General features: G+C 66.7%; 27 protein-coding genes. 8 read left to right on the forward strand and 19 right to left on the reverse strand.

Annotation, left to right across the window (positions count from 1 at the left end):
- Positions 1–129 precede the first annotated feature (129 nt).
- From L6Q21_RS15360 to xth, 3 genes are read left to right on the forward strand one after another with little or no spacing between them, the layout of a single operon-like run.
- Entirely contained in the window at positions 130–1,164 is a 1,035-nt protein-coding gene (locus L6Q21_RS15360; RefSeq protein ID WP_237831627.1) for a M23 family metallopeptidase, read from the forward strand.
- Positions 1,165–1,213: 49 nt separating this feature from the next.
- A complete protein-coding gene (erpA, locus tag L6Q21_RS15365; RefSeq protein ID WP_237831628.1) occupies positions 1,214–1,543 on the forward strand; it encodes an iron-sulfur cluster insertion protein ErpA in 330 nt (109 codons plus the stop codon).
- A gap of 5 nt (positions 1,544–1,548) precedes the next feature.
- Positions 1,549–2,322, forward strand: a complete 774-nt coding sequence (gene xth, locus L6Q21_RS15370) for an exodeoxyribonuclease III (RefSeq protein ID WP_237831629.1) — start codon at positions 1,549–1,551, stop codon at positions 2,320–2,322.
- Positions 2,323–2,697: 375 nt separating this feature from the next.
- Here the strand turns inward: xth and L6Q21_RS15375 are convergent, their stop codons facing one another.
- The 8 genes from L6Q21_RS15375 to L6Q21_RS15410 form a co-directional block, all read right to left on the reverse strand.
- Positions 2,698–3,369, reverse strand: coding sequence for a JAB domain-containing protein (locus L6Q21_RS15375; RefSeq protein WP_237831630.1), 672 nt, complete (start codon positions 3,367–3,369; stop codon positions 2,698–2,700).
- Positions 3,356–3,808 (reverse strand): hypothetical protein, encoded by a 453-nt coding sequence (locus L6Q21_RS15380; protein WP_237831631.1) that lies wholly within the window; start codon positions 3,806–3,808, stop codon positions 3,356–3,358. The genes L6Q21_RS15375 and L6Q21_RS15380 overlap by 14 nt, the downstream gene beginning before the upstream one ends.
- Before the next feature lie 47 nt (positions 3,809–3,855).
- The gene (locus L6Q21_RS15385; RefSeq protein ID WP_237831632.1) at positions 3,856–4,206 is read right to left on the reverse strand and encodes a hypothetical protein; all 351 of its coding nucleotides are present in this window, start codon (positions 4,204–4,206) and stop codon (positions 3,856–3,858) included.
- 65 nt (positions 4,207–4,271) lie between these two features.
- Positions 4,272–4,919 carry a LuxR C-terminal-related transcriptional regulator gene (locus L6Q21_RS15390; RefSeq protein WP_237831633.1) on the reverse strand — a complete coding sequence of 216 codons (648 nt, stop codon included), beginning with the start codon at positions 4,917–4,919 and terminating at the stop codon, positions 4,272–4,274.
- Positions 4,920–5,118: 199 nt separating this feature from the next.
- Entirely contained in the window at positions 5,119–6,255 is a 1,137-nt protein-coding gene (locus L6Q21_RS15395; protein ID WP_237831634.1) for an N-acetyltransferase, read from the reverse strand.
- 1 nt (position 6,256) lies between these two features.
- Positions 6,257–7,075 carry a sterol desaturase family protein gene (locus L6Q21_RS15400; protein ID WP_418895833.1) on the reverse strand — a complete coding sequence of 273 codons (819 nt, stop codon included), beginning with the start codon at positions 7,073–7,075 and terminating at the stop codon, positions 6,257–6,259.
- Positions 7,076–7,168: 93 nt separating this feature from the next.
- On the reverse strand, positions 7,169–8,263 hold the full coding sequence (gene lptG / locus L6Q21_RS15405; RefSeq protein WP_237831635.1) for an LPS export ABC transporter permease LptG: 1,095 nt from the start codon (positions 8,261–8,263) through the stop codon (positions 7,169–7,171).
- On the reverse strand, positions 8,264–9,505 hold the full coding sequence (locus L6Q21_RS15410) for an LptF/LptG family permease (RefSeq protein WP_237831636.1): 1,242 nt from the start codon (positions 9,503–9,505) through the stop codon (positions 8,264–8,266). It lies immediately after the preceding gene.
- 80 nt (positions 9,506–9,585) lie between these two features.
- Between L6Q21_RS15410 and L6Q21_RS15415 the strand changes: the two genes are divergently transcribed.
- Positions 9,586–10,056, forward strand: a complete 471-nt coding sequence (locus L6Q21_RS15415) for a DUF2141 domain-containing protein (protein WP_237831637.1) — start codon at positions 9,586–9,588, stop codon at positions 10,054–10,056.
- Here the strand turns inward: L6Q21_RS15415 and rsmA are convergent.
- From rsmA to L6Q21_RS15470, 11 genes are all read right to left on the reverse strand, one after another.
- Entirely contained in the window at positions 10,001–10,852 is an 852-nt protein-coding gene (rsmA, locus tag L6Q21_RS15420; protein WP_237831771.1) for a 16S rRNA (adenine(1518)-N(6)/adenine(1519)-N(6))-dimethyltransferase RsmA, read from the reverse strand. The genes L6Q21_RS15415 and rsmA overlap by 56 nt on opposite strands.
- Positions 10,853–10,872: 20 nt before the next feature.
- Complete coding sequence (pdxA, locus tag L6Q21_RS15425; RefSeq protein WP_237831638.1) at positions 10,873–11,916, reverse strand: 4-hydroxythreonine-4-phosphate dehydrogenase PdxA; 1,044 nt, start codon at positions 11,914–11,916, stop codon at positions 10,873–10,875.
- A gap of 3 nt (positions 11,917–11,919) precedes the next feature.
- A complete protein-coding gene (locus tag L6Q21_RS15430) occupies positions 11,920–13,308 on the reverse strand; it encodes a peptidylprolyl isomerase (RefSeq protein WP_237831639.1) in 1,389 nt (462 codons plus the stop codon).
- A 187-nt stretch (positions 13,309–13,495) separates the two neighbouring features.
- Positions 13,496–15,736 carry an LPS-assembly protein LptD gene (locus tag L6Q21_RS15435; protein WP_237831640.1) on the reverse strand — a complete coding sequence of 747 codons (2,241 nt, stop codon included), beginning with the start codon at positions 15,734–15,736 and terminating at the stop codon, positions 13,496–13,498.
- Positions 15,737–15,876: 140 nt separating this feature from the next.
- Entirely contained in the window at positions 15,877–16,461 is a 585-nt protein-coding gene (locus tag L6Q21_RS15440; RefSeq protein ID WP_237831641.1) for a DUF1134 domain-containing protein, read from the reverse strand.
- A gap of 50 nt (positions 16,462–16,511) precedes the next feature.
- The gene (locus L6Q21_RS15445; protein WP_237831642.1) at positions 16,512–17,171 is read right to left on the reverse strand and encodes a fumarylacetoacetate hydrolase family protein; all 660 of its coding nucleotides are present in this window, start codon (positions 17,169–17,171) and stop codon (positions 16,512–16,514) included.
- A complete protein-coding gene (locus L6Q21_RS15450) occupies positions 17,168–17,941 on the reverse strand; it encodes a metallophosphoesterase (RefSeq protein ID WP_237831643.1) in 774 nt (257 codons plus the stop codon). The genes L6Q21_RS15445 and L6Q21_RS15450 overlap by 4 nt, the downstream gene beginning before the upstream one ends.
- 211 nt (positions 17,942–18,152) lie before the next feature.
- A complete protein-coding gene (locus tag L6Q21_RS15455; RefSeq protein ID WP_237831644.1) occupies positions 18,153–19,649 on the reverse strand; it encodes a capsule assembly Wzi family protein in 1,497 nt (498 codons plus the stop codon).
- Entirely contained in the window at positions 19,646–20,353 is a 708-nt protein-coding gene (locus L6Q21_RS15460) for a phosphocholine cytidylyltransferase family protein (protein WP_237831645.1), read from the reverse strand. Before L6Q21_RS15460 ends, L6Q21_RS15455 begins: the two co-directional genes overlap by 4 nt.
- Positions 20,354–20,395: 42 nt before the next feature.
- Positions 20,396–21,526, reverse strand: a complete 1,131-nt coding sequence (locus tag L6Q21_RS15465; RefSeq protein ID WP_237831646.1) for an inositol-3-phosphate synthase — start codon at positions 21,524–21,526, stop codon at positions 20,396–20,398.
- Positions 21,527–21,614: 88 nt separating this feature from the next.
- Positions 21,615–23,243: a CDP-alcohol phosphatidyltransferase family protein gene (locus L6Q21_RS15470; protein WP_237831647.1), complete on the reverse strand. Its 1,629-nt coding sequence runs from the start codon at positions 23,241–23,243 to the stop codon at positions 21,615–21,617.
- Here L6Q21_RS15470 and L6Q21_RS18270 point away from each other — a divergent pair.
- The 4 genes from L6Q21_RS18270 (at position 23,151) to L6Q21_RS15485 (ending at position 26,704) form a co-directional block, all read left to right on the forward strand.
- Positions 23,151–23,744 (forward strand): CDP-alcohol phosphatidyltransferase family protein, encoded by a 594-nt coding sequence (locus L6Q21_RS18270; RefSeq protein ID WP_418895835.1) that lies wholly within the window; start codon positions 23,151–23,153, stop codon positions 23,742–23,744. The two genes, L6Q21_RS15470 and L6Q21_RS18270, sit on opposite strands and share 93 nt — an antisense overlap.
- Before the next feature lie 60 nt (positions 23,745–23,804).
- Positions 23,805–25,886, forward strand: coding sequence for a coiled-coil domain-containing protein (locus tag L6Q21_RS15475; protein ID WP_237831648.1), 2,082 nt, complete (start codon positions 23,805–23,807; stop codon positions 25,884–25,886).
- A gap of 151 nt (positions 25,887–26,037) precedes the next feature.
- Positions 26,038–26,289, forward strand: coding sequence for a type II toxin-antitoxin system prevent-host-death family antitoxin (locus L6Q21_RS15480; RefSeq protein WP_237831649.1), 252 nt, complete (start codon positions 26,038–26,040; stop codon positions 26,287–26,289).
- Positions 26,279–26,704, forward strand: coding sequence for a putative toxin-antitoxin system toxin component, PIN family (locus tag L6Q21_RS15485; RefSeq protein WP_237831650.1), 426 nt, complete (start codon positions 26,279–26,281; stop codon positions 26,702–26,704). Before L6Q21_RS15480 ends, L6Q21_RS15485 begins: the two co-directional genes overlap by 11 nt.
- Positions 26,705–26,737: the final 33 nt, after the last annotated feature.

The raw sequence follows: 26,737 nt of genomic DNA on the forward strand, positions 1-26,737 counted from the left end.
GCTGCGCGACTGTCCGGCTTTGCGTCCTCGCGCCTGCCTGAACGGCGGATCGTGATCGAATCAACGGCAGGGCAACGCTCGATCAGGATCGGGACGCGCGAACAGCTCATGGGACTTGCTTCTGCTGCGATGATAGCCGGGTGGCTCACCGTTTCGACCGTGACCGGCGCCTCTGCCGATAAAGCCGAAGACAAGAAGACCGAAGCCGAACTGGCGCGCATGGCCGCCCAGGTGCAGGCGCTGAAGGCCGACACCGCCGCCCTGAAGGGCACGGTCGCCTCCACCGCCGAGCGGATCGAATCCCGCCAGCAGTTCCTCGACGCGCTCCTCACCGGCCGCGCCCGTGGCGCCGACCTCGCCGACCTGCTGCCGCGCAGCATCCGCAAGGCCTCCGCCGAAGACGCCGTCAACTCCGGCATCCTCGCTCCCTTCGCCGCGCTCGAGCAGAAGCAGATGGCGCTCGTCGACAAGGCGGCCGCCACCGCCGAAACCCGCCTGAAAGATGCGGAAGCGCTGATCGGCAGGCTGGGCCTCAACCCCAACCGCTTCGTCGCCCAGTCGAGCAGCCGCTTCACCCGCCTCGGCATGGGCGGCCCCTATATCCCGGCCGGCGCCGCGACCACGGAAGGCCAGAGTGCCGGCGCCGATCCCCGCTTCGCCGAACTGTTCGTGAACTGGCAGCGGGTCGAGCAGCTGGAAAGCGCAATGGAATCGCTGCCTTCCTTCGTCCCGGCGCGCAGCTACACCATGACCTCCAACTATGGCGTGCGCTACGACCCGTTCAACGGCGGCCGCGCCTCGCACACCGGCCTCGACATGGCCGGCGCCCATGGCGAGCCGATCTACGCCGCCGCCGCCGGCCGGGTCATCCGCGCCAGCCGCTTCTCCGGCTATGGCAATTGCATCGACATCGACCATGGCCATGGAATCATCACCCGCTACGCCCACCTCTCCTCGATGAACGTCAGCGTCGGAGACAAGGTGGGAATCGGCCAGAAGATCGGCGGCATGGGCTCCACCGGCCGCTCCACCGGCACCCACCTGCATTATGAAGTCCGCATCGACGGCCAGCCGGTGAACCCGCGCCCGTTCATCGAAGCCTCCAACTATCTTCTGGCCTTCCAGAAGGAGAGCTTCGGGCCGGAACTCTCCGCCACGCGATAAGCGGCGGCAAGCCCTTGCGGCGGCCGTTCCCGCGGCCTACTTCTCACCCATGGCCGATATCGCTCTCACATCCGCTGCTGCCGCCCGCGTCGCCGCGATCCGCACCCGCCAGGGCCGGCCGCAGGCGCGGCTGCGGCTTTCGGTCGATGGCGGCGGCTGCGCCGGCTTCCAGTACAAGTTCGAGCTGACGGACGCCGCCGACGCCGACGATCTCGAAGTGCTGACGGACGGCGTCGGCCTGCTGATCGACAGCATGAGCCTGCCGCTGGTGGAGGGCTCGGTGGTCGATTATGTCGAGAATCTCGGCGGCGCCGCCTTTCAGGTGAAGAACCCCAACGCCGCATCCTCCTGCGGCTGCGGCACCTCCTTCTCCGTCTGATCCGGGTGAAGATCGCCACCTTCAATGTGAACGGCATAGGCGCCCGGCTGCCGAGGCTGCTGGAATGGCTGGGCGAGGCGAAGCCCGATGTCGTCGGGCTGCAGGAAATCAAGACCGAGACCGGCCGCTTCCCGCTGACGGAGATCGAAGCCGCCGGCTATCATGCGCTGGTGCACGGGCAGAAGGGCTTCAACGGCGTCGCCATCCTCACGCGCGAGCCGGCCGAGGAAATAGACCGCACGCTCGCCGGCGATCCGGAAGACGCCCAGTCGCGCTGGATCGAGGCCAGGGTGGGCGACGTGCATTTCGTCTGCCTCTATCTTCCCAACGGCAACCCCGCGCCCGGCCCCAAGTTCGATTACAAGCTGGGCTGGATGGACCGCATGGCAGCGCGCGCGGCGGAGCTTCTGGCCAGCGAGACGCCGGTGGTTCTGGCCGGAGACTGGAATGTCTGCCCGACCGACCGCGACCTCGCCCGCCCGGACATGATGGAGGGCGACGCCCTGACCCGCCCGGAATCGCGCAGCCGCTTCCGCAGCCTCACGGCGTGCGGCTGGACGGATGCCATCCGCGCCCGGCAGCCGGGCGCCGAATGCTACAGCTACTGGGATTATCAGGCCGGCGCCTGGGCGAAGAACTGGGGGCTTAGGATCGACCATCTGCTTCTGTCGCCGGCCGCCGCCGACCGGATGCAGGACGCCGGGATCGACCGGCATGTGCGCGGCGCCGAGCGCGCCAGCGACCATGTCCCCGTCTGGGTGGAACTGCAAACCGCCTGACAGCGGTTCCGCACATGCATCACGCGGCGGCAAACAGGCTGGAACCGCGAACTGAAGCGCAGCAATCCACGAGCCGGACGCCGCCTGCTTCCACATTTCAAGACTGAAGGAATGTTCGGTGACGGTGGCGTCCGCAGGGTCGGAAATCGGACGCCACCGTCACCTCCGGTAGGTCCAGGGGAGGGCCTGGACATCCCGTAAATCACGGCGACTTTCGGCGGGACTCTTATTTGGCCCCTTGGCCTGACTTCGGAAGGGTCGGAAGCGACCGAAGCCATCACCTTATGATTCGTTTTTGCCCGCATCCGCCGGCAAAACAATATCGGACGATTGATATGCGATTAGTTGATATGCTGATATTCTGGCACAACCCATTCAAATCAAACCGGAAACGGCCATGCTGACGGTTCCCGCGCGGGCAATCACCAGATGGTCCATCAATTCCACTTCCACCGCCGCCAATGCCTCGGCCACCTTTTTCGTGATGGCGACATCCCCCCGCGAAGGGGTCGGATCGCCCGATGGATGGTTGTGCGCGAGCACCACGGCGGTTGCGGACAGTTCCAGCGCCCGGCGCGCGATCTCCCGCGGATGGATGTGCGCCTTGTCGATCGTGCCGGTGCTCAACACCTCGATCCGGTGCAGCCGGCGGCCGGCGTCCAGATAGGCGACACGCACCTGCTCGACCGTCAGCCAGGCCATTTCGCTGTGCAGCAAATCCGCCAGCTCTCCGCCTGAGCGAATGGGTGGGCGGGAATCGCCGCTGCGCTCCAGGACGGCACCAAGCGTCTCACGGATCAGGCCCAATATGGCGATCCCGTTCGAATCCGCCCCCAATTGCCGCAGCCGCTCATCGCTGGCGGCAAGAATGGCGCCCAGCGACCCCTGCTCGTCGATCAGCCGGTCCGCCAGGCGCGGCGTGGACTGCCCGGCCGCCAGCAGCCGCATCAGAAGCCAGCGGTCGCGCGGGCTCTTGCCGCCCGCGGAATGCAGCCGGGCACCGCTCCACAGGCCGGGAGACAGTTGCGCAACATTAGCTCCGCTCATGAGATCCCCGCGCCTCAAGAAGTGTTCCGATCGCCAGCGCGGTCAGGACAGGATAAGCCCAAAGGGCCAGTGCATCGGCATAGACGATCGGCAGCATGGTCGGCATTTTCGCGGCCACGAAATGCACCGAAACCGCACAGGCCTGAAAACCGGCGGCCCATATCGGCCAGAAAGCCCGCGATTTCATCGCCAGCGCCACCAAGGCCGCCAAAAGCGCGATATCGACGATGACGACGCCCACTTCGGGCCCGCCCCAGTTCTGCGACATCGCCAGGGGCGAAATGACGGCGGCCACTGCCAGCGCGATGGCGCCAATCCGTTCGTCCCGCCCCCCGCGCAATACCGCATAGGAGCAAACGCCCAGCATGCAGACGAGAAACACCCAAAAGGCTGGATTCATGACAAGGACCTTTCCCAGCGAACAGCCGTTCGCAAGCAACTGCTTCTCATGGACCCAGCCCCGGGCGTTGTGCAGCCGTAAACGACTTAGGCCGCGGCATTCCGGACGACAGTGAACTCCGGCAGGGTCGCCTGCATCGGCTTGCGCGGGTCGCTGCCGAAGCCGACCGGCGTCAGGCCGAACTGGTCGCGGACGACGGCGAGCGCGTCATGCGCCTTCACCATCGCTTCGCGGGCTTCGCTCAGCGCGGTCATGGCGCTGACGGCCTGGGCGATGGCATCCTGGCCGACGCAGGCCGCGAACTTGGCTTCCTGGCGGGCGGCGGGCAGTTCCGCCACGAACTTGGCGACCTGGGTCAGGGCGGCGTCGATCGCATCTTCCGAAGCGTAGAGCGAGCGGGTGACCTGGACGGCGACTTCCTTGCGTTGCTTGGACATGAAGGCTCTCCTGCCATCGCCGCCTCGCGGGATGGTGCATGAATTCGGGGGGATTTCGGGGGGCTTCAGGAACGAAGCAGGATCAGCGCTTCTATCCCTGAAAGGAACATTCCAAATGCCAGCATCGCCAGGATCATCACCACCACGATGCCGACCATTCGCTGCGTGGGCGTCAGGTCATTCGCGCCTCCCCACAAACGAAGGGACGAACGAGGCGGCGCGAAACCGGCGAGCGGCTGCGCAGCCCAGACGGCGCTGTCGGCGACATGGTCGACCGCCGGCCCGGCAGAGCCTTGCGATCCGGCCTGATGCGCCCCCAGGATGCCCGCAGGCGGAGAACCATAGCTCCCCTGCCCCGATGCACGCCCGGCTGGCGCCTGCCCTGATTGTTCGACCTCGTCGTCATGCGGGGAACTTGCCGCTTTGGGCCTCGGCGAAACAATCTGCGGCGATTGATATGCGAACGGATGATAGGCCTGCGCCTGGGCGGCCGCGCGGTAGATTATGGCCGCTTCACGCCGGCTGCTGACGCCCAGCGTCTGGATCGCGGCGCGCAGCCGCGCGTCCACGGTATGGCGGGAAATGCCCAGCTGCCGGGCGATTTCCTTGGAAGTCGCATGATCGTCCACCAGATCCAGACATTCCCGCTGGCCGGCCGTCAGCCGCGCCACCCGGGCCGCCAGATCCACGTCAGACAGATTGCTCGATCCCACGTCCTTATCCTTCTGACCGCGACACCCACAGTCTTGCGCGACCCTGCGCGACGCCCTCCAGCCGGCTTGAACGGCGCGCGCTCCCTGCGTCACCGCTCCGCCGGTCGAGACCTCGAAACGAAATTAACCTTTCGATAGCATGTGAATCGAGTCGCGGCCAGAATTGCCGGCCGCAGTTGCGCCGTTCCGGTGGGATTTCCTATAATTCGCGCTCGAAAATCCGATAGGTCTTGGTGATTTTCGCGCCGATCGCCTCGGCGATGGAGATCATCGGGCCATTGTCTTCCAGGATCCAGCCGATTTCCGCCCATTCGGCGCCATGCCGGGACACGCCCGTGCGCCGCACCTGCTCGATCATCATGAAGGCCAGCATGGAGGCGGTTCGAGTCGCCTGCAGCTTCTGCCGCACCCCCATCAGCGGCACGCGGAACCAGAGCGTCTGCGGATTCCGCAGCCGCCACAGCAGCTTCGCCCAGCCGAAGGGGAGGAGCCGGCCATTGAGATCCAGTGTCAACTGGTTGAGATCGGGGATTGATATGATGAAGGCCACCGGTTCGCCTTCATATTCGGCGATCAGCACCTGGTGCGGCAGCACGATGGGCTTCAGCTTCTTGCCCACATGCTCCACTTCCGCGTCCGTCAGCGGCACGAAACCCCAATTATCGGACCAGGCCTCGTTCAATATCTCGAGGATGATCCGCGCTTCCGAATCGAACCGGTCGAGGTCGACGTTGCGGATGCGGATCCGGCTGTTGCGCTCCCCCGCCGCGACGATTCGGTTGACGATTTCCGGAAAACCGTCGCGCACGGGAACCGACCAGGCGTAGAGATCCTTCACGCCGGCATAGCCCGCCGCTTCTATATGGCCGGCGTAATAGGGCAGATGGTGCCCCATCATCACCTTGGGCGGCGTGTCGAAGCCTTCCACCAGCAAGCCCGGCTCGTCCCAATAGGATATGCTGATCGGGCCTTGCGCCTGCGTCATGCCCTGCTCGCGCAGCCAGGCTTCGGCAGTCGCGATCAACTGGCCGGCGACTTCGGCCTCATCCACAGATTCGAACAGACCCCATTGCCCGAGGCCCGGGCGCTTCTGCTGCACGAGATCGCAGACCTGCGCCGAAATACGCCCGATCACCTGCCCGCCCCGCCGGGCGAGAAAGAAAGCGGCGCGCCCATGCAGGAACCAGGGATTGCGCTTCGGCCCGCTGATGAGGGCGTGCACCTCGTCCTTCAGCGGCGGCCGCCAGTTCGGGTCGTTGGCGTAAAGCGTCCAGGGCAGGTCCACGAAAGCGCGCCGGTCGGCGGCCGAGCCGACCGGCGAAATCGTCAGCGCCACCTCAGGCGGCGTCCTGCCCAGAATTGCCGGCGTTATTGCCGGCGTTGGCGGCCGCCCGCTGCCGCGGATGCCCCTTGGCCACGCCGCCGGAAAGCCGGGAAACCCATGGGTATTTCTGCGCGACTTCGTCCGTATAGCCCAGGTTGAAGACGGTCGGCGATTTGTTCGGCCGGTCCTCCCGCTCGTAGAAGGTGCCGAACAGATGGTCGGGCCAGAAGCTGGTGATGCCGAAATTGCCGTCCTCGTCGTGGAAATGGTGAGCCATGTGCCGGCGCTTGATATCGGCCAGCCACCTGTTCTTCGGCTTGTAGGACAAATGCTGGATGCAGTGGAAGAATTCGTAGAAGCAGGTGATGATCAGCCCCGCCGCGAAGCAAACGGCCGCGCCGCCGACGCCGCCGATCAGCCAGCCGGCCGGAATAGTGGCGATGGCGATGGTCGGCAGCGTGGTGTAAAGCGCCCCGAACAGCACCTCCAGATGGTTGGGATCCTGGTGGTGGTCGTAATGGATTCGCTTCCAGGTCTTCGCCGTCAGCGGCGATTTGTACATCCACTGGCTGTGCAGCACATAGCGGTGCAGCAGATACCAGGCGAGCGGGTAGATGATCAGCGCGAACACCACCGCCACCGCGCCCTGAACCAGGGTCGGCGGGCTCCAGATCGCCACGCCGATGCTGACGGCGGCCAGCAGCAGATAGGCCTGGATGGCGTAATATTGGAAATAGGCGACCGCCAGATCCTTCAGCGTCATGCGGTCCAGATAATGGTTGCGGCTCCAGATGCCGGCGCGCTTGGTATGTTCGGCGAACACGGATTTCACTCCAATTTGATCAGGCCCGGCAATTAGGCGGCAAACAAGGCTTTTTTGGGGTGTCAATGCGCCCCGAACCGCGCCGCGCCAATCCGCCGCAGGCTATTCCTCGGTTCGGAACAATAGGCTCTCGCCCACCAGGAAGAACAGCAGGAACGGCGCCCAGGCGGCGGCCCAGGGCGGATAGGTGCCGAAATCCGCCATCGCCATGGCGAAATTGTCGGCCACGAAGAAGGCGAAACCCAGGGCAAGCCCGGACACCGCGCGCAGGAACAATTTGCCCGACCGCGCCAACCCGAAAGCGGCGACCGAGCCCAGAAGCGGCATCAGCGCCGCGGAAAGCGGGCCGGAGAATTTATGGTTCAGCTTGGCGACGAGCTGGTCCGTGGGCTTTCCAGCCTCCTGCAGGTCGCGAATGGCGGGCACCAGTTCCCACAGAGGCAGATGGTCCGCGTTCACCCCCTGGGTGGTGAACTGCTGCGGCTGCGCCGGCGAGATATAGGGCAGCACCGACATGGTGGTGAGCCGCCCGGACGCGACGTCGAAGCGCCGCGCCATGCTCAACTCCCAGCCGCGCTCCGCGGGCGCCGCCTCCTCGGCGCGCACGATCTCCACCAGCCGGTCATGCTCGCGGTTGTAGATGGTCACGTCCCGCAGGATGGTGGTGGCGCCCTTCCCTTCCACGGCGCTCGCGTGCCACAGATCGTCGCCGGCGCGCACCCACACTTCGCGCCCGGTGCGGTTTTCCGGCGACAGGGGTTTGTAATCGGCCGCCTTCCAGCGGTCGTATTCGGCGTTGGCGCGCACCAGCACCCGCTCGTTGAAGACGAAATTCAGGGCCGCGATTCCCAGACCGGCGATCACCAGCGGCGCCAGTATCTGGTGGGCGCTGATCCCGGCCGCCTTGAAGATGGTGATCTCGCTGTTCTGGTTCAGCGTCATGAAGGTCAGCAGCGTCGCCAGCAGCACCGAGAAGGGCAGGAACAGGGCGATAATCTGCGGCATGCGGATGGAAACATATTTCCAGAGCTCCGCCTCGCCATTGCCGGGCACCGCCAGGATCCGCGCCGATTCCCCCAGCAGATCCAGCGTCATCAGGATGATCGCCAGCCCCGCCAGAAAGGCGATGGTGCGCACCAGGAACATCCGCGCGGTGTAGAGCGCGAGCGACGGCGACGGGAACAGGCGCTTCAGCATCTAGCGGCTTCCCTCGGCGACGGTTTCCGCCTCTTCGGGCAACAGGCCCATCTTCGCCGCCGGCTTCTTCAGCCCCTTGAACAGCCCGGTGAACTTCTTGATCGCCCGCTCCAGCCCGCCGATCGGCTGCCCGCCCGGCTTGTGCGCCAGCACATGATAGAACCAGAAGCAGAGCGCGGTGAAGATCGCGAAGGGAACCCATTGCGCCAGCATCGGGTCGATCCGCCCGATGGCGCCCATGCGCTCGCCATATTCGGATATCTTGTGGTAGGTCACCAGCATAACCACCGACAGGAAAACGCCGATCGCCGATGTCGTCCGCTTGGGCGGCACCGCCAGCGCCACCGCCAGCAGCGGCAGCACGAACATCACCACCCATTGCACCATGCGCCGGTGGAAGGCGGCGGAGGCCATCGTCCGGTCCTGCTCGCTGGTCTCGGGCGAGCGCATCATCTTCCACAGCTCCGGAAGCGTTCGTTCCAGATTCTCGGCCCCGCGCGTGCGGAACCGCTCCATGGCCGGCAGGTCCACCGGCAGGTCGTGCTGCACGAAGGTCAGCACGCGCGGAACCTGGTTGCGCGGCGAATCATGCACCAGCGTGCCGTTCTTCAGCCGCAGGATGATCACGTCAGGATCATCGGTCAGCAGGAACTGGCCGCGCGCGGCCGAAACCGCCAGCGAGCGCCCGTCCGCCTGCCCCGCGCGCACGAACACGCCGCGCAGATCGGCCCCCTTGTCGAAGCTCTGCTCCACCCGCAGCGTGGTGCGTTCGGCGATGCGGGTGAATTCCCCCACCTTGATGCTGGCCCCCAGCGCGCCCGAGCGCAGTTCGAAGCGAAGCCCTTCATAGGCGTAGCGCGAATAGGGCTGCAGGAAGCCGACGATGCCGAAATTCACGATCGCGAAGACGGTGGCCAGAATATAGGGTACCTTCAGCATGCGCCCGTACCCGACGCCGACGGAATTCAGCGCATCCAGTTCCGAGGACAGGGCCAGCCTGCGAAAGCCGAGCAGGATGCCGAGTGTCACGCCGATCGGTATCCCCAGCGACAGATATTCGGGAATGAGGTTGCCCAGCATCCGCCAGACGACCGACACCGGCCCGCCTTCGTTCACCACGAAGTCGAACAGGTTCAGCATCTTCTCCAGAAGCAGAAGCATGGCCGCGATCACCAGCGTGCCGATCAACGGCACGATGATGAGGCGGAAGAGATAGCGGTCGATAGCCGTCAGGGGCGCCATTATGCGCCCGCCTTAGCAGCCCATCGTCCGGAAGGCCAAGCCGGCTTCCGCTTTCGCCGGATATGGGTTAGCCGGAAAGGATGCTCGCCACATCCGCACTTCTCGCCGCCGCCGTGTTCGGCATCCCGCAGGCCTGCACACCGGGCGCCAATGGCCCCGCCGCGCTGGTGACCGTCGACGGCTTCAAGGATCGCGTCGGCAATCTGCGAATCGCCATTTATCCCGCGAACGAGGAGGATTTCCTCGCCTCCGGCCGCTATGTGCAGCGGCTCGACACGCCCGTGACGCCGGACGGGCCGATGACGGTCTGCGCCCCCGTCCCCTCGTCCGGCACGCTGATCGTCGCGGCGCTGCACGACCGCGACGCGAACGGCAAGTTCGCCCCCTTCAAGGACGGAGTGGGCTTCTCCCGCAACCCGCGGCTGGGGCTTTCCAAGCCGAAGATCGAGCATGTCAGCGTCGAACTGAATGGCGTGAAGGAAATGTCGATCGTGCTCAACTATATGCAAGGTCTGCGTCCAGCGCCGTTGAAAGAGCGGCAAAGTCGCTGATGGAAAGCGCCTCGGCCCGAAGCGTCGGGTCGAGCCCCAGCCGCTCCATCGCCGCAAGCGCCCCTTCCACGCCTTTGAGCGACTGGCGCAGCATCTTGCGCCGCTGGCCGAAACCGGCCGCCGTCAACCGCTCCAGCAGCGGCAGGGAAAAGGGCTCCAGAGGTGCTTTCGGAACCAGCCGCACCACGGCGCTGTCGACCTTGGGCGGCGGCGTGAAGGCCCGCGCCGGCAGCAGCGTCTCGATCCGCACGTCCGCGCGCAGCTGGGCCAGCACGGAAAGCCGCCCATAGGCCGGCGTTCCCGGCCGGGCGACCAGCCTGTCCGCCACTTCCTTCTGGAACATCAGCGTCGCCGATCGCCACCAGGGCCGCCACTGCGCCTGCGTCAGCCAGCCGGTCAGCAGCAGCGTGCCGATGTTATAGGGCAGGTTCGCGGCGATATGCGCCCCCTCCCCCACCAGCGCGCGCGGGTCCGCCTTCAGCGCGTCCCCCTCCAGCACCCGCAGCCGGCCACCGCTGGCGGCGGCAAGCCGCTGCAATATGGGAATGGCGCGGGAATCGCGTTCGATCGCCACCACTTCGGCCCCGGTCTTCAGAAGCGCCCGCGTCAGCCCGCCCGGCCCCGGCCCCACTTCATAGACCCGGTCGCCCGGCGCAAGGCCGATGGAGCGCACGATCCGGTCGAGAAGATTGGGGTCCAGAAGGAAATTCTGCCCCAGGGCCTTGGAAGCGCGCAGCCCGGCCGCCGCTATCTCGTCCCTCAGCGGCGGCAGCGCCAGGATCGCATCGGATGCGATCGCCGCCTCTCCGGCGCCGCTCAAACGCTCGCCATCGGCGCCCGCGCCCGGGCGCATTGCCCGGCCAGCGCGATGGCCGCGATCATCGCGCGCGGATTGGCTTCGCCCCGCCCGGCGATTCCGAAGGCCGTGCCATGGTCCGGCGAGGTGCGCAGCAGCGGCAGCCCCAGCGTCATGTTCACGCCGGTGTCGAAATGCAGCGTCTTCAGCGGGATCAGCGCCTGATCGTGGTACATGCAGATGGCCGCGTCATAGGCGGAACGGGCAGCGGCATGGAACATGGTGTCGGGGGAATGCGGCCCGCTCACGTCCAGCCCCTCGTCGCGCAGGATCTGGATCGCCGGGACGATGATCTCCAGCTCCTCGCGCCCCATGTTGCCGCCCTCGCCGGCATGCGGATTGAGCCCCGCGACCGCCAGCCTCGGCTCGGCGATGCCGAAATCCCGCTGCAGCCCGCGCGCCACCGTGCGCGAGCGCGAGACGATCAATTCCGACGTCAGCGCTTCGGGCACCTGCGCCAGCGGCCGGTGGATCGTCACCGGCACCGTGCGAAGATCGGGGCCGACCATCATCATCGCCACATTTTCCGCCGCCACGCCACAGCGCTCGGCCACGAACTCGGTCTGCCCCGGGTGGCTGAAGCCGATGGAATAGAGTTGCGCCTTCGAAACCGGGCCGGTCACAAGCCCCGAAGCCGTGCCCGCGCGCGTCAGACCCACGCCGATTTCCAGCGAATCGAGCGCACAGCGCGCGCCCGTCGGCGTCGGCAGGCCGGGAATCACCTGATCCGGCTCGTCCACCTGGATCAGCGGCAGCGCTTCCTGAAAGACCGCCGCGGCGGAGGAAGGGTTGGAAATCTGCGCGATCGGCCCGCCCCACACCGCCTCGATGCTGCGCCGGTCGCCGATGGCGAAGAAAGGCGGAAGCCGATGCGCGGCCCGTATGGCCCAGGCCTTGGCGATCACCTCCGGGCCGATACCGGCCGGATCGCCCACCGACACCGCCAACGGGGCAATGGCGGCAACCGACGCCGGCAGATCGATATCGGGGAGCATCGCGATCATGGTTCAGCGATAGTCGATCACGGCATCCCGGCGCAGGTCGCGCAGATAGCGGCGCGCCGCGCTGTTCACCCGCTGGTCGTTCAACTGGCTGTAAACCTGATCGAAACTCGGAAGCGAGGCGGAAGCCGCCGGATCGTCGCGGCCGCAGAGCACCAGCACGCGAAGCCCGTCGTCGGCGGAGCCGAAGGGCGGCGTCGCCGTGCCGATCGGCATCTGCCCCAGCACCTGCTGCAATTGCGGCGGAAGCTCGCCCAGGCGAAGCTGATCGTTCGAAACCACTTCCGCGCCGATCTCGCGCGCCACTTCCTCGGCCTTGCCGCAACCGCCCATGTTCCGTGTCCGCTCCTGCACATTCGCGGCCACCTTGCGGGCCTCCGCCTCGCTGATGTCCGCCTTCAGGGGGATGGTAAGCTGTTTCAATGACAGCATGGCATTCGCCGGATCGACGGAGAGAATCTGCCGCTTGTCCACCAGCGCGATGATGGCGACGCCGCCGGGCACGCTGACCGGATCGGAAACGGCGCCGCGCGGCATGGCGGTCACGAGGCCCTGCAGGGCCGGCGAAAGCTGCTCGGCGCGCACCCAGCCGAGGTCGCCGCCGACGGCCGCCGTCGACGCTTCGGAGAATTGCCGCGCATAGGCGACGAAGCTGGCACCGGCGCGCACCTGCTCGACGATGCGGCGCGCGTCCGCCATCACCTGCTGCTGCAGTTCCGGCGTCGCGGACAGGAAGATTTCGCCGACACGGAACTCGTCCTGCCCCTTCGACTGCTCCAGCTTCTGGATGACCGACTGCACCTCGTCGTCGCCGACGTTCACGAAGGGCTCCACCCGCCGGCGCAGCAGGCGGCTCCAGGCCAGCTCGGCCCGGATCTGCTGCTTGATGGAATCCGGCGAGGAGCCGCCCTGCCGCAGATAGGCGGCGAATTCCTCGGGCGACTGGCGGAAGTTGGCGGAAACCCGGTTATAGGCCTGATCCACCTCATTCTGCGGGATCGCCACTTCATTCTCGCCCGCTTCCTGGATCTGCAGCTTCTCGTCGATCAGGTTGCGCAGCACCTGCAGGCGAAGCACCTGCCGCTCCTCGTCGGACACGCGGCCGCCGTTGGCGATCAGCACCAGCGACAGCCGGTGGTCGACATCGGTGTCGGTGATGATGTCGCCATTCACGATCGCCGTCGCCTTGCGGACATTGGGATCGACCGCGCCCATGATGGTGATCTCGGGCAGGTCCAGCGCGGACGCCTGGCGTTGCGAGGCGGAGGGGCCGGCCTGCTGCGCAGTGGCGACCTGCTGCGCGCCCGTCGGCGCGACCTGTTGCGCGCCGGTCGGCGCGGCGGCGAGAAAAGCGGCGGCCAGAAGCGCCGCACGCGCCGGATGGAAGGATTTCATGCTTGCCAAGTTCAACCTGTGCTTCCTGAATTCGCGCTCCCGCCCCTCAGCCGAAGCGGCGGGCGGCTTCGCAATCGACGCATTTCGCATAAACGACGGCCGGGCCATGCGCCAGCACTCTTCCCTCCGGCGGCATAGCCCACTCCCACCCTATCACGCCGACGCCTGAACCGGTGCTGAAACCGCCTCAGCCCAGATTCCTGAGCTTGATCGAAAAGAGGAAGGTGTTCCCTTCGCGCGCATTGGGGTTGTCCACATAATTGCGCTTCCAGGTCACGCCGAACTCGAAGCATTCGTCGGTGTAGCTGACCCCCAGCCGGTGGCGGATGGGCTGGAAGCCGTCGTTGGTGGTGAAGACATCTTCCGCGCGCGAGGTGAGGTCGATGACGGTCGAGCCGAACACCGCCCAGTAATTGCCGAAAGCGACACGGGCGCCGGCGCGCACCTCCTCATGATCGGTCAGGTCTTCGAGATCGATGTTGCGGTTGTACTTCAGATAGCCGACCGACACGAAGGTCTGCCGGCTGCCGATCGCGACATCGGTCTCGTTGCGGCGGATCGCCAGATTATTCTTGTCCAGCCGCAGCCGCTGCGTCACCTCCACATAGCGCCCGATCCGCACCGAGGCGCGGCCGACGATGTCGGACGTCCGCCCGGAAAGCCCGGTGCCTTGCGGGAAGTAATTCTCGTTGTTGTCCAGCCGGTAGCTCTGGCCCATCTGCGCGGAAAGGGCGAGGCCCGGCCGCGACCAGCGCCAGTCGACTCCATAGGTGATGCGGGTGCCGCCTTCCCAGCGGTCGTAGCCGGGGAAGCGGTTCAGCGAGAAGAGGTTTGAATCCTCGAGGTCGATGGCGCGCGAATCCTCGTTCGGAATCCCGCCGTTCGCCGTGGACGTGGAAGCGACGATCTGCACCCGCGGCGAAAGCGTCTGCGTTCCGCCGAACAACTGCCCGGCGAACGGCCATTCCATATCGACCGCCGCCAGCGGCACGAAGCGCGCCGCCCAGCCGTCGCTGCCGGCGTAGACCGGCTCGTCCGCCAGCAGGGAGTCGCTCGCCGTATAGACATCGCCGCGCAGCAGGCCGGTGAAGGTGATGCGCTGCCCCATGGGCGTCAGGAAGCTGCGGTCCCACTGCGCGAAGGCCAGCGCCCGCGCCATCGACTGGCCGTCCTTGCGGTAGAGCCCCAGGCTGTTCGCCTGCACCAGCACCTGGCCGCCCAGCAGCTTGTCGGGCAGCCGCCACATCAGGTCGACGAGCGGCAGCGCCACCGGCACCTTGCTGGCGTCCGAAGTCGGAGTCAGATCCTGGAAATACCAGCCGCGGACGGAGAAATAGCGCTGGCCGACCGCCGCGCGATCCTCGAAACGCTCCAGCGCATAGGTGCTGCGCAGGCGGGTATCCAGGCTCACCTGATAGCGGCCGAGGAAATTGTCGTCGTTCGTCAGCCGCGCGGAGAAGCTGGACCGCCAGCCATCGCCATGCTCGATCCGGCCGTTGCCCTGGATCGCGCCGCGCAGCCGCTCCGGCGTGGAAACGATTTCCCCCGTCTGCAGATCCTCGCGCTGCCCCCGCGCATAGGTCACCAGCCCGCCGATCTGGATCGGCCCGCCCGCGAAAAGCTGCCGATAATCGGCGCCGATCACCGGACGCACATTGGTGTAGAGATTGCCGGTGAGCGTCAGATCCTGATCGGGCGCGATCGACCAGAGATAAGGGATGCGCACTTCCCCGCCCAGCTCGCGCGAAATGCTGAAATCCGGCTGAAGGAGGCCCGTCTGGCTCTTGTCGAAACTGTCCGGATGGGAAAGCTTCGGCAGCGCCACCACCGGCACGCCGAACATTTCCAGCCGGGCCCCGGTATAGAAGACGCGCCCGCGCATCGGATCATGCACGACCCTCACCGCCTTCAGCTGCCACACAGGCTCCTTCGGGCAGCCGGTCACCTCGTCGACCACGGCGCAAGGCGAATAAGCGGCGCGATCCAGCCGCGACACGCCATTCTCGCGCACGCCGGACTTCGCCGCCAGCCGGCTGCCGTCGGACAGGATCAGCAGCAGATTCTCCACCGCGCCGTCGCGCAGCGATTCCGTCAGCTCGAAATCGTCGGCAACGGCGCGGATGCCGTTGCCGTCATCCATCATCACATTGCCGCTGGCTGAAACCAGCCCGGTGCGGCGATTGTAGACCACGGTGTCGGCTGTCACCGTCTGGTTCTCGCGGCGAACGCGCACATTGCCGGTGGCGGTGATCACCTCGACATTCTCGTCATAGACGAGCTGGTCGGCCTCGAACTCCACCATCGGTTCCGCCAGCGCCGGCGCCGCGGAAGGCGGCCCCGGCTCCTGCGCATGGGCGGCGACTGCCGGCAGCAGGGCAAGCAGCGCGGCGGAAAAAACCGGACGAAGGGGCGAGGAACTGCAAGCCATGGGCATCGCCGGCTTTACGAGGCACACCGCCGCCATTCAAGCCGTGACCTTGCACCCGGCGATCGGGCGGATATGGCGAAACCGCCCCGTCACCGCGGGCTTGCCCCCTGGCCTGGATTTTCTTGGCAGGAGATGCCGGTTCAGAAGGGCAGGACCCGCCCTTCGCGCGTATATTTCAGATAGCCGACGTTCGCCCCCAGCCGCCAGCCGGCGCCAAGGCGGATCGGCACCAGCACGACATTGCCCCGCTGGTGGTAATTGGCCGACACTCCGCCGATCAGATAGGCTTTCCCCTCCACCGCCGGGAAGCGCTGGAAGATGTCGTCCGTGTCGTGCAGATTATAGACCAGCACGAAGCTGCGCGAGGCATCGCCGCCGACGTCGGGGCCGATGGAGGGGCCTGTCCAGTGCACGGTCCGCGCCCCTTCCACCTTGGAATGGAGGGTGCCCTTGCCATAGCGCAGGCCCACCAATAGCGCCCCGCCGCCTTCGCGGCCGACGATATAGGCATTGGGCTTGCCCAGATCGGCGAAGACCTTCTCGATGACTTTCGCCACCCCTTCGGAGGCGTCGCCGAAAGCCCCATCGGCGGCCTGGGCGATCTCGCCCATTTCATAGGCGGCGGACTTGGCATCGTTCGCCAGCGTATCCTGCGCGACCGCCGCCGAGGGCAAAGCAAGAGAGACGGCCGCGAGCAGGGCGAATGGGGAAATGAAGCGAGTCATGGGCGACATCCTCCCCTTCCGGCCTGAATCGGCGATGAATCCCGCCCCGATCACCTTTCCGCAGCCACAGGATTGCGCAGCACGGCCATCCCTGAAATCTCCACTTCCACCACATCCCCCGGCTTCAGCCACAATTGGGGGACACGCTTCTCGCCCACACCGCCACAGGTGCCGGTAGCGATCACATCGCCGGGATTGAGCTCGGTGAAGGCGGAGATATACGCGATCAGCGTCTCCACATCGTGCAGCATCAGCTCGATCGCAGTATGCTGCACCGTCTCCCCGTTCACCCGGGTCGAGAGGCTGTGCCGGCGATAATCCCCGAACGCGGCGGCGGGCAGCAGTTCCGGGCCGATGCTGCCGGAGCGGTCGAAATTCTTGCCGGGCGTGAACTGGGCGGTGTGGCGCTGCCAGTCGCGCAACGAACCGTCCAGGAAAGGCGTCCAGCCGGCCACATGCTGCAACGCCCGCTCGCGCGGGATGTGCCGACCGGCCGTGCCGATCACCAATGCCAGTTCGCCTTCATAATCGAAGCTTTCGGAATTGGCCGGTTTCACCAGCGGCTCGCCGGCGCGCACCAGCGATTGCGGCGTGCGCAGGAACAGCATCGGATGCGGGCCGCTTTCGCCGCGCCCCATTTCGTCGCGGTGCGCGGCGTAGTTCACCGCCGCGCAGAAGATGCGGGCATGGCGTTCGGGAAACCAGGTCATGCGGCTTTGTCCTTGTCCAAGGGGGACTTATCCGGGGCGGGAATGCGCAGCAGCCCTTCCGGCAGCGCCAGCAAGGCCTCGGGCCGGGCCCCCAGCGCCCGGGCGAAGGCGGGATCGTCGACGAACAGCCCGCCGGCGAAGGCGCCATAGGCCGGAAGCACCAGCCGCTCGCCGGCAAGCGCCAGGCAACGGCGGCTGACTCGCCGGCCGGTTCGAAGCTCCAGCAGAACCTTCGGGTGGAAATGGCCGCTGATCTCCGCGCCCGATCCATCCGGTTCCGCCGCGTCTGATCCATACGGCTCCGCCACGTCGGGTTTATACGGCTCCGCCACGTCTGATTTATGCGGCTCCGCCTCATGGCGAAGCGCGATGCCACCCAGCCGCACCTCCGGCACGGCCTGCCCGCCAAGCGCAGCGCCGCTCTCTCCATCATGATTGCCCGTCACCCACAGCCATCGGGTGGAATCCAGCAGGGCGGCCAGCAGCTCGCGCGCGGCTTCCGGCAGGCGGGCCGGCCCATCGGCGTCGTGGAAACTGTCCCCCAGCGCGACCACGTCCCGCGCGCCCGTCAGGCGGACGGCGGCGGCCAGCTTGCGCAGCGTGTCCACACTGTCGTGGGGCGGCAGAAGCCAGCCCTTGCGGGCGAAAGCCGAGCCCTTTTCCAGATGCAGATCGGCCACCAGCAGCGTCTCGCGCGCGGGCCAGAACAGCGCGCCGCAAGTCAGGGGGTGCAGCGTCTCACCCGCGAACGAAAAGGAAACATCGCCCATGCCCCGGCCATAGCGGCATCGCCCTGCCCGCTGCAATGGCCTCGCGCTGGAAGCGCAGAAAACAGGAAATACGCTGGAAGCGCGGAAAACCGAAAGAGCGCGGAGAAACCAGATTGAGAACCCATAGAAGCAATGGATACATTGTCCGTCATCCCGGGTCAAGCCCGGGGCGACGAAGGGGAACAGGTGGCCCCAGCCTGGAAGCGGGAACCTAGAAGCGCGTCGTCCAGCTGATCTCGCCCTGCACCAGGAACGGATCGCGCGTCGGCGTGTTCGGGGCGTTATATTGCAGACGGGTGGCGGCCTTCACATCGCCGATGCGGGTCGGCCAGTTCACGCCGCCTTCCCACTGCACGATCTCCTCGCGCTTCTGCGAAATCCGGTAAGTCTCATAATTGTTCAGATTCAGCATGATATGCCGCGCCGCCAGATTCCAGCGGCGGTTCCGGGTGTCGGTCAACGCCAGATGCATGGTCAGCGCCCGCGCGTCGCCATCGAGCGAATGGCCGATCGGCCGGCGGCCGTAAGTCCAGCCGTCATAATAGATGAAATTATTATATGTGGACCCCGGATAGGCGCTGCTTCCCATCAGCCGGCCGAAGAATTTCGCGGCCTGACTGTCCACATATTCGAAGCCCGCGTCCAGAAGCGCCCCATCCTTGCCTACCGGCCCGGAAATCCCGGCGCCGATCTGCCGGGCGAACTGCTCGATCAGGATATTGTCGGCATCCTCGGCGGTGGTGGCGAAATGCAGCTTCAATATCTGCCCGGTATCACCGATCGGCCGGCGGTAGCTCATGTCGAAACCGGCCAGCTGGTTCCCCGGTTCGTCCAGCGTTCCGGTGTTGTCGAAATCCCCGAAACCGATCAGCGCTTTGCCGATGGTCCGCGCGTCGCAGGGCCGGCCGCTGCCGCAAAGCTGCAGCCCCCGGTTCAGGCCGATCTCGAACCAGGGGGTCGGCTGGAAGGCGAAGCGCATGCCGATCATCGCCGGATTGTCGAAATCCCGCTGCTCGTCGGCTATCCCCACGAACATGTCGAACGTCACCGGCCCCAGCCAGCGGAGTAGCGGAAAGTCGATATTGAAAGGCTCCAGCCGGCGGAATCCCACGCGCGGCATCGGCCGGGCGCTGCTGGAGAACAACATGGCGCCGTCGTGCCCGGCCCCCCACCAATTGTCGAACCAGCCGCCGTAAAGTGCCCAGTTGCTGCCCAGCCGCAGCGCCACATAGCTGGGGTCGGGCGCGAAGCCATTGCCATGCTGCGTCGCCGGGCGGCCGTCGTTGCCGTCGCTCTGCCAGCTTCCGCCCCAGGTGACGTGCAGATTGCCCAGATCGTGCGAGGCGGAAACCGAGGCATCCGCCCGGTTGCGCGCCACCCGGTCGAAGGTGCGGACCAGCGCCGCCTCGTTGGTGGCCGACGCCCGCAGCTCGAAATGCGTCTTGCGGCCGGCGAACTCGGAAAGCGTGCGCACCCGCCCCACGGCGGCGGCCAGATGCGGGGGCAAGGCACCGTCCGCTTGCGCCCGCTGCAGGCCGCGGTTGATCTGCGACCAGGGCAAGGGCCAGGCGTCGATCGGCCCGACGATATAGCCATGCGCGCGCAGAAGCTCGATATCGGTGCGCAACCGCGCATCCCCCGGGCCGACCCATGGATCAGCGGCGGCCGGCGCTGCCATCAGCAGGAACAGCGCCGCAAGCCTTCTCATGCCGCTCTCCACTCGTCGCGCGCCAGCTTCAGCGCGCGCGCATCGTCCACATCCAGCCAGGGGGCATCGCCAATATCCACCGCCTGCGCAAGTCCGGCCCCAGCCAATATGGACACACCGTCCGACAGGCCCGGCGAACGGAGGCTGTCCAGCGCCGAGACCAGTTCCGGGCCGATGCGGAACAGCCCGGTGTCATAGCAGTCGTAAACCGCCAGATGCTTGCCGATGGCGCGAATCCGCCCATCCCCGGTCCGCACCCGGGTGACGTCCGCCTCGTCGACATGGGGATGGCCGAGCCGCCGGTCCACGCCCAGCGCCAGAGGCAATGCCGCCCCCTCCACCAGCCGCCGCACCAGTTGCGGCGACAGCAGATGGTCCGCCATCATCAGCAGGCTGCCAGGGCCGATATGCGCCCGCGCCGCCAGCAGGGAAACGCCATTGGGCGTGGTTTCCCAATGCGGATTGTGCACGAAGTCCACCGGCAGTCCGGCGCCCGATGCTGCCGACGCCGCCGCCGCCTCGATCGCCTCCGCCCGATAGCCCAGCACCACCACCGCCCGCGCCGCGCCGCCCGCCTGCATCGCCGCCAGGGCATGGGCGATCAGCGGCCGCCCGCCCACATCCACCAGCGGCTTCACGGGCGCGACGGAGCGCAGGCGGGAACCTGCGCCCGCTGCAAGAATGATGGCCGCAGGGCCCGACACGGCGGTCGTCATCCGGCCGGACTAGGGTCGCTTTATTGCGGATCAGTGACGGGTGACGGCCGCCGGCACCGCATCCAGCTCCTCGCCCCGGATGAAAGCCTCCAGCTGGCGATGCGCCTCGGAATCCGCGAGCTGCACGGGCGGATGCTTGCAGAAGGACGAGGCCGGAGCGGAAATCACCCCGCCGATCCCGCGCGCGCGGGCGAGCGCCGCGCAACGGATGAGGTCGATGGCAACCCCGGCCGAGTTCGGGCTGTCCTCCACCGACAGGCGAAGCTCGATGTTCATCGGCACGCCCCCGAACAATTGCCCTTCCATGCGCAGGAAGCAGACCTTGTTGTCGTTCTGCCAGGCCACATAGTCGGACGGGCCGACATGGATATTGTCGTCGTCCAGCCGCCGGTCGGTGGCCGACTGCACGGCTTCCGTCTTCGATTTCTTCTTCGATTCCAGCCGGTCGCGGGCCAGCATGTTCAGGAAGTCGGTGTTGCCGCCGGTGTTCAGCTGATAGGTGCGGTCGAGGCGGACTCCCCGGCGCGCGAACAGGTCGGTCAGCGTGCGGTGGACGATGGTCGCCCCCAGCTGCGCCTTGATGTCGTCGCCGATCAGCGGCACGCCGGCTTCCGCGAAGCGCTTCGCCCAGTCGGGATTGCTGGCGATGAACACGGGGATGTTGTTCACGAAGGCGACTCCGGCCTTCAGCGCCGCCTCGGCGTAGAATTCCGTCGCCTTCTGGCTGCCGACCGGCAGATAGTTCATCAGCACATGCGTCTCGCTGCGCTTCAGCGTCTCGATCACATCGTCGAGGTTCGGCTGCGCCGCATCGGCCACGCGGAAGCTGCGGTCCTCGGAAGCCTCCAGCATGTGCGGCGCCACGCCGTCCAGCACTGGCCCCATCCGCACGAGGGTGCCGGTCGGCGCGACATGGTCGCAGAAGATGGTGGTGCAATTGGGCTTGGCGAAGATCGCCTCCGCCACGTCGAGGCCGACCTTGCGGCGGTCCACATCGAAGGCGGCCACGATGCGCAGATCCTTCGGGCGCCAGCCGCCGACATCCCAGTGGCTGAGTCCGATGGCTTCATTGGCGCCACCGTTGGAATAATGGGCGATCCCCTGAACGAGCGAGCTGGCACAGTTGCCAACGCCCGCAATCGCGACATTGATGGGTGTCATTAAGGGGGAACCATCCTTTCAGAAAACAGCCTGCCTGGCTGCCGGAAACCATTGCTGGAAATCGTTGTCAGAAAATCGAAACAATTCTTCAACTAGCTTCTGGGTCGGCCTTCGGCAAGAAATCATAAGCGGTTCCGGCGAAATTGCGACGAACCTCCTCGCTGACGCTGCGTCCATAGGCGCCGATCGCATGGCAGAAGCGCCATTGGGTCACGGCGAAAGTGATTGCGGCATAAGCCAGAATCATCAGGAAACCCGGCCACCAGGCACCTGCCAGACCGAAAGGCAACAGGGTCCAGAAAAAGGTGTTCCGGCGGCCGCCAATCAGCCGGAACCGCCGCTCGAACGGCCCCCAGTCGTCCAGCTGGCGGCCCGAAAAGCGCCGGAAGAACTCGCCGGAGGCGGCTTCCGCCAGCGCGAAGATGATGATTCCCCCCGCCGCCAGCCAGGCGGCAAGCCCGTGGCTTTTCGACAGCCAGACGGCGAGCGCCAGGAACCAGCCATATTCCAGCACCTTGTCCAGCACATGCTCCAGGTCGCCCCAGCGCGAGAACTGGTGGCGCACCCGCGCCAGCTTCCCGTCCACGCCGTCCAGAGGCCCGACGATCAGCACCAGCGCCAGCGCCCACATCGGCTGCCCCACGGCGAACAGCCAGATGGCGGCAAAGCCCAGCACGCCGGTGAAAAGCGTCACCATGTTCGGGCTGACGGGGGTGTTCATCAGCAGCCGCACGAGCGCATTCTCGACCGGCGGGTGGATGAACCGCGCCGGCCAGTCGAGGCAGCCCTTCTGCGCGGCGGCGATCAGCGATTCGGTCGCCTTCGCCCGTCCCGCCTCGTCCTGCGGCCGCGCCCAGATCATCGGCGCATCGCGGCGACGCGCCGGCGCATAGGTCGGTATCTCCTCGACGATCAGCCGCCCCGCCCCCGCCTCCACGGCGGCGCGCACCAATGTGCCCGACAATTCCCAATCGCCGAGATCGGCGGCCACCTCCGCGACCAGTGCCGCGGGCAGCAGCGCGGCGCCGGCCCAATGCGTCTCGGAATCCAGCCGCTCCGCGCCCGCGGGCGCTGCGCCGCCGAAGGCCAGCAAGGCCGGCGCCGCGCGATCCGTCACCAGATGGCTGACCAGCCGCTCGTCTATCAGCAGGCCCGGCGCCAGATGCAGCACGCTCCGCGTCTCGCCGGCCAGCCGCTCGCCCAGCGCCTCCGCCGTCGGCACCCGCCAGAGCCTGGGATCGTCCGAGAGCCTGGCCGCAAGATCGGAAGGCAGCGCCGGCGCCACCAGCCACACCGCCTTCGCGCCGGCCTTCAGGGCCATGCGCACCTGCCGCTCCAGCAGGCTGATGCCCCCCACCTGCCCCAGCCCTGACGGCTGTTCTCCGGGCAGGCTTTCGCCGGCCATCAACAATGCGATGAATCCCATGGCAGCCGTCCTTAACCGGCGCCGTTCGGGCTTGCCAGCGGGAAAGGTCGTGCGCAGTGTGACACTTCCATGCAATCTGCACGCCCTGTCGAAATCGAACCACTGTCCAACCGGTTCCTCGTCCATCCAGTCGCCGCTGGGCTGCTTCCATCGGCGATCCGGCTGGGGATCCACCCCAATGCCGTCACGGGCGCCGGACTGGGCTTCGGCCTCCTCGCCGGCCTCGCCTATCTCCACTGGCAGGACTGGCGCTTCGCCACGCTCGGCTTCGCGCTGATGATCGGCTGGCATGTGATGGACGGGCTGGACGGGCAACTGGCCCGCGCCACCGGCAGGACCAGCGACATCGGCCGCCTGCTGGACGGAGTCGCCGACTATGCCACCNCACGCGCTGCAGTCGCAATTCTACGAAGGGGAGCGGGCGACCTACATCCGCCGCCTCTCCGGCCGATTCGAACCCGTGGCCCGCCCGGAAGCCGGCGGCTTCGTGGAACGACTCTACAATCGCGGCGAGGCGCTGCTGGGCAATCGGGCGCGCCCGCTGGATGTCGCCCTCCAGAACGCCTCCCCCGCCGAACGGGAACGGATGCTGGCCCAGTGGCAGCCGGCCGCCGCCCGCACCCTGCGCTGGATGTCGCCGCTCAGCGCCAACGGTCGCACGATCGCAATCTGGCTGGCAGTGCTTCTGCAACAGCCTATGCTCTACTGGATATGGGAAATCCTGCCGCTAACCCTGTTCGCGCTTGCAGCAGCCCGCGCTCTGAGGCAGGCGGAAGCCGGAGCAATCGTTAACGCCCGGCACGGGTGCTGACGCTCAGTTCCGGGGGCAAACAGTTTGAGGAAGTGACGGACATGCCTGAAGAAACGACGTCGATCCGAACGTCTTTCCTAGTCGTGAGCCTGTTGTCGCTGGTTTGGCTCGTCTTCGCAAGCTGGTCGCTTTTCCGGGAAGGTTTCCAGCCCGACAGCGTGTCCGACATTCTGCAGATCATGGCGATCCTGCTGTCGCCGGTAGCCGCGCTCTATGCGCTGGCCTCGGCGCTCAGCAACCGCGAGCGGCTGCCGACCCTGCGCGCGCCCGATTCGCTGGAGGAAACCGAAAGCCGCCTGTCGGGCGTCGCCACCCGCATCGAGGCGCTGCGCGGTTCGCTCGCCGGCGAGCTGGAGGGGCTGGCCAACGCCGCCGCCGCGCTGGAAGCGCAGTCGAAAGCCGCGCAGAAGCTGGTGCAGGATCTGGCCAACGCCAGCGCCGCCGCGACCGACGCCAGCCGCTCGCTGCAAGCGATCGTGCCCGACGCCGTCGAGGCCGCCGAGACTCTGCGTGGAACGCTGGCGGCGACCGGCTCGGAAGCCGAGGCGCAGGCCAGCCGCGCGGAGCTCGCCGCCTGCACCTTGGGCGAAAGGCTGGGCCTTCTCGGCAGCCAGGGCGAAAGCAGCACGGGCGCCCTCACCCAGGCGCTGGCGCAGCTGGAAGCCCAGGCCGAACGCAGCCGCAGCCAGAGCGAGGCGGGAATCCGCGCCATTCGCGGCGAGGCGGACAGCCTGTTCGAAGTGCTGGAAAACACGCTGGTCGCCAAGCGCGACACCCTGTCCCGCCAGGGCGAATCCATGGTGCAGCAACTGACCGACGCCTATGGCCGCCTCGAATCACTCGCCAGCGCCTCGGCCGGGCAATTGTCCGCGCGCCTCGATGCCCTCGGCGAACGGGCGGAGGCGATCGAGGGCCGGCTGAAAGCGCAGACCGCGATCACCGAATCGCTGGCCACTTCGGGCGAGCGCGCCTTCCAGTTGCTCGACGCCCGCCTCGCCCACAGCAGCGAAACCAGCCGCACCTCGCTGGACCGGCTTTCCGCCCGCGTGCAGGATGTCAGCAGCGAACTGAACCAGCTGACGCAGCCGCTGAAAGACACGCAGGGCGCGGCGCAGGAACTGGAAACCGCCGTGCTTTCGCTGCGCGAAACCGCGCTGCAGACCGTCGATGTGCTGGGCCAGACCATTCCGGAACGCACCGTCCACGCCAGCCGCGCCGCCGAGACGCTGGCCTCGGACCTCAATGACCTGATCCGCGCGCTCGACGCCGCCCACGCCCGCGCCCTCTCGCTCGCCGACCCGGTCGCCGAAACCCGCGCCGCGCTCGACGCCGCCAGCGCCGATTACAGCAGCCAGCGCAACGCCATCGAAGCCGCCGGCCAGGCGCTGGTGGTGGAGCTGCAACAGGCCCGCACCCTCATCGGCGAAGTGGAGGAGCAGACGCGCGACACCTCGCTTTCGGCCGCCACCCGCCTAGTCGACGCCATGGCCCGCGTGCGCGAAGTCGCCACGCAGACCACCGGCACCATGCGCGAGATGCTGGACGGCCTGCTGGCCGAAGCGCGTGAAAGCCTCTCCACCGCCGCCGACGAGGCGATGCGCCGCAGCTTCGCGGAACCGGTCGCGCAGCGCGCCCGCGAAGCCGAAGCCGCCGCCGCCGCCGCCGCCGAACGCACCGCCGGCAGCATGGCCGCCTTGGCCAACACGCTGAAGCTGCTGGAGGAAAAGACCAGCGAGCGGGTCAGCAAGTTCGAGGACGCGCAACAGGCGGACCTGCTGGCCGCCGCCGCCCTGCTGACCGACCGGCTCTCCAGTTCGTCGGTCTCCATCGCTTCGGCGCTCGGCCGGCCGATGGACGACGTCGACTGGGCGCAGTGGCGCAAGGGCGAGCGCGGGCTCTTCAACCGCCGCGCGCTGTCGCTGCTGGAAAAGCGCGAAGCGAAGGAGCTGCGCGCGCTTCTGGAAAACGACCCCGAATTCGCCCGCACCGCCCGCGACTACAGCGCCGCCTTCGAAGCCCTGATCCGCCGCTTCGAAGGCCAGGCCCCGGCGCTTGCGGCGGCGATGCAAGGGTCCGATCAGGGCCGGCTGGCGGCGGCGCTGAGCGAGGTTCTGGAAAACTGAACGAAACCTTCTCCCTCCCCCCATCGGGGGGAGGGTCGGGGAGGGGGAGCGGCGCGCGCAAATCTTATGCCGCCGATTCGTTGCAAAAGACCCACGCACACCCTATCTTCCAACCGACCGAATCGAACGATTCGCCCATTTGGAAGCCACTATGCAAACCATCACTGCGAATGAAGCCAAAACCCGCTTCGGCGAGCTGATCGACCGGGTGCAGCGCGAACCCGTTCGGGTGACGCGCCGCAACAGGGTCGTGAGCGTGATGGTTTCGGCGGCGGATTATGCTGCCATGCGCGCCTTCTATGCAGACCGGCTTGCGCGCAACTTGCAGGAAACCGCCCGCGAAGCCGCCGACAAGGGGTTGACGGCCGACGAGCTTGACCGCCTGCTCGCCGATGAAGGGTGAAGCTTTCGTCCTCGACACCAATGTCCTGATCAGCGCGGCGCTTGCCGCGAATTCCCCTCCAGCTCAAGTCACGCTTTGGGTGATCGCGTACGGGCGTCTGCTTTTCTCCGAGGAAACCTTCACGGAATTCCGGACTCGCCTGTGGCGCCCGAAGTTCGACAAATATCTGACGATCGAGCGGCGTAACCAACTGCTGCACGACTTCAGCGCCATCGCCGACTGGGCCGACATAAGCCAAATATCCACACCCGCCCCCAGCCGCGACCCTAACGACGACATGTTCGTGCAAACAGCAATCGCCGGCACAGCACGCTGGCTGGTGAGCGGTGACAGGGATTTGCTGGAGATACCGCCATTCGAAGGCGTGACCATCTTGTCGCCGGCGGATTTGTTGGGGAAGATACTTCCAAAATAGGAAGCATATTGAATATCTTATGAAAATATACTA

Origin of the sequence: Sandaracinobacteroides sayramensis, from assembly GCF_022014495.1 — a bacterium.
Classification (GTDB): domain Bacteria; phylum Pseudomonadota; class Alphaproteobacteria; order Sphingomonadales; family Sphingomonadaceae; genus Sandaracinobacteroides; species Sandaracinobacteroides sayramense.

Bases quoted from the DNA above. Each gene is read 5' to 3' on its own strand.
- L6Q21_RS15360 (WP_237831627.1), top strand. From the start codon at position 130: ATGATAGCCGGGTGGCTCACCGTTTCGACCGTGACCGGCGCCTCTGCC.
- erpA (WP_237831628.1), top strand. From the start codon at position 1,214: ATGGCCGATATCGCTCTCACATCCGCTGCTGCCGCCCGCGTCGCCGCG.
- L6Q21_RS15375 (WP_237831630.1), bottom strand. From the start codon at position 3,369: ATGAGCGGAGCTAATGTTGCGCAACTGTCTCCCGGCCTGTGGAGCGGT.
- L6Q21_RS15385 (WP_237831632.1), bottom strand. From the start codon at position 4,206: ATGTCCAAGCAACGCAAGGAAGTCGCCGTCCAGGTCACCCGCTCGCTC.
- lptG (WP_237831635.1), bottom strand. From the start codon at position 8,263: ATGCTGAAGCGCCTGTTCCCGTCGCCGTCGCTCGCGCTCTACACCGCG.
- L6Q21_RS15410 (WP_237831636.1), bottom strand. From the start codon at position 9,505: ATGGCGCCCCTGACGGCTATCGACCGCTATCTCTTCCGCCTCATCATC.
- L6Q21_RS15415 (WP_237831637.1), top strand. From the start codon at position 9,586: ATGCTCGCCACATCCGCACTTCTCGCCGCCGCCGTGTTCGGCATCCCG.
- pdxA (WP_237831638.1), bottom strand. From the start codon at position 11,916: ATGATCGCGATGCTCCCCGATATCGATCTGCCGGCGTCGGTTGCCGCC.
- L6Q21_RS15430 (WP_237831639.1), bottom strand. From the start codon at position 13,308: ATGAAATCCTTCCATCCGGCGCGTGCGGCGCTTCTGGCCGCCGCTTTT.
- L6Q21_RS15435 (WP_237831640.1), bottom strand. From the start codon at position 15,736: ATGGCTTGCAGTTCCTCGCCCCTTCGTCCGGTTTTTTCCGCCGCGCTG.
- L6Q21_RS15440 (WP_237831641.1), bottom strand. From the start codon at position 16,461: ATGACTCGCTTCATTTCCCCATTCGCCCTGCTCGCGGCCGTCTCTCTT.
- L6Q21_RS15445 (WP_237831642.1), bottom strand. From the start codon at position 17,171: ATGACCTGGTTTCCCGAACGCCATGCCCGCATCTTCTGCGCGGCGGTG.
- L6Q21_RS15450 (WP_237831643.1), bottom strand. From the start codon at position 17,941: ATGGGCGATGTTTCCTTTTCGTTCGCGGGTGAGACGCTGCACCCCCTG.
- L6Q21_RS15455 (WP_237831644.1), bottom strand. From the start codon at position 19,649: ATGAGAAGGCTTGCGGCGCTGTTCCTGCTGATGGCAGCGCCGGCCGCC.
- L6Q21_RS15465 (WP_237831646.1), bottom strand. From the start codon at position 21,526: ATGACACCCATCAATGTCGCGATTGCGGGCGTTGGCAACTGTGCCAGC.
- L6Q21_RS15470 (WP_237831647.1), bottom strand. From the start codon at position 23,243: ATGCCAGCCGATCATCAGCGCGAAGCCGAGCGTGGCGAAGCGCCAGTC.
- L6Q21_RS15475 (WP_237831648.1), top strand. From the start codon at position 23,805: ATGCCTGAAGAAACGACGTCGATCCGAACGTCTTTCCTAGTCGTGAGC.
- L6Q21_RS15480 (WP_237831649.1), top strand. From the start codon at position 26,038: ATGCAAACCATCACTGCGAATGAAGCCAAAACCCGCTTCGGCGAGCTG.
- L6Q21_RS15485 (WP_237831650.1), top strand. From the start codon at position 26,279: ATGAAGGGTGAAGCTTTCGTCCTCGACACCAATGTCCTGATCAGCGCG.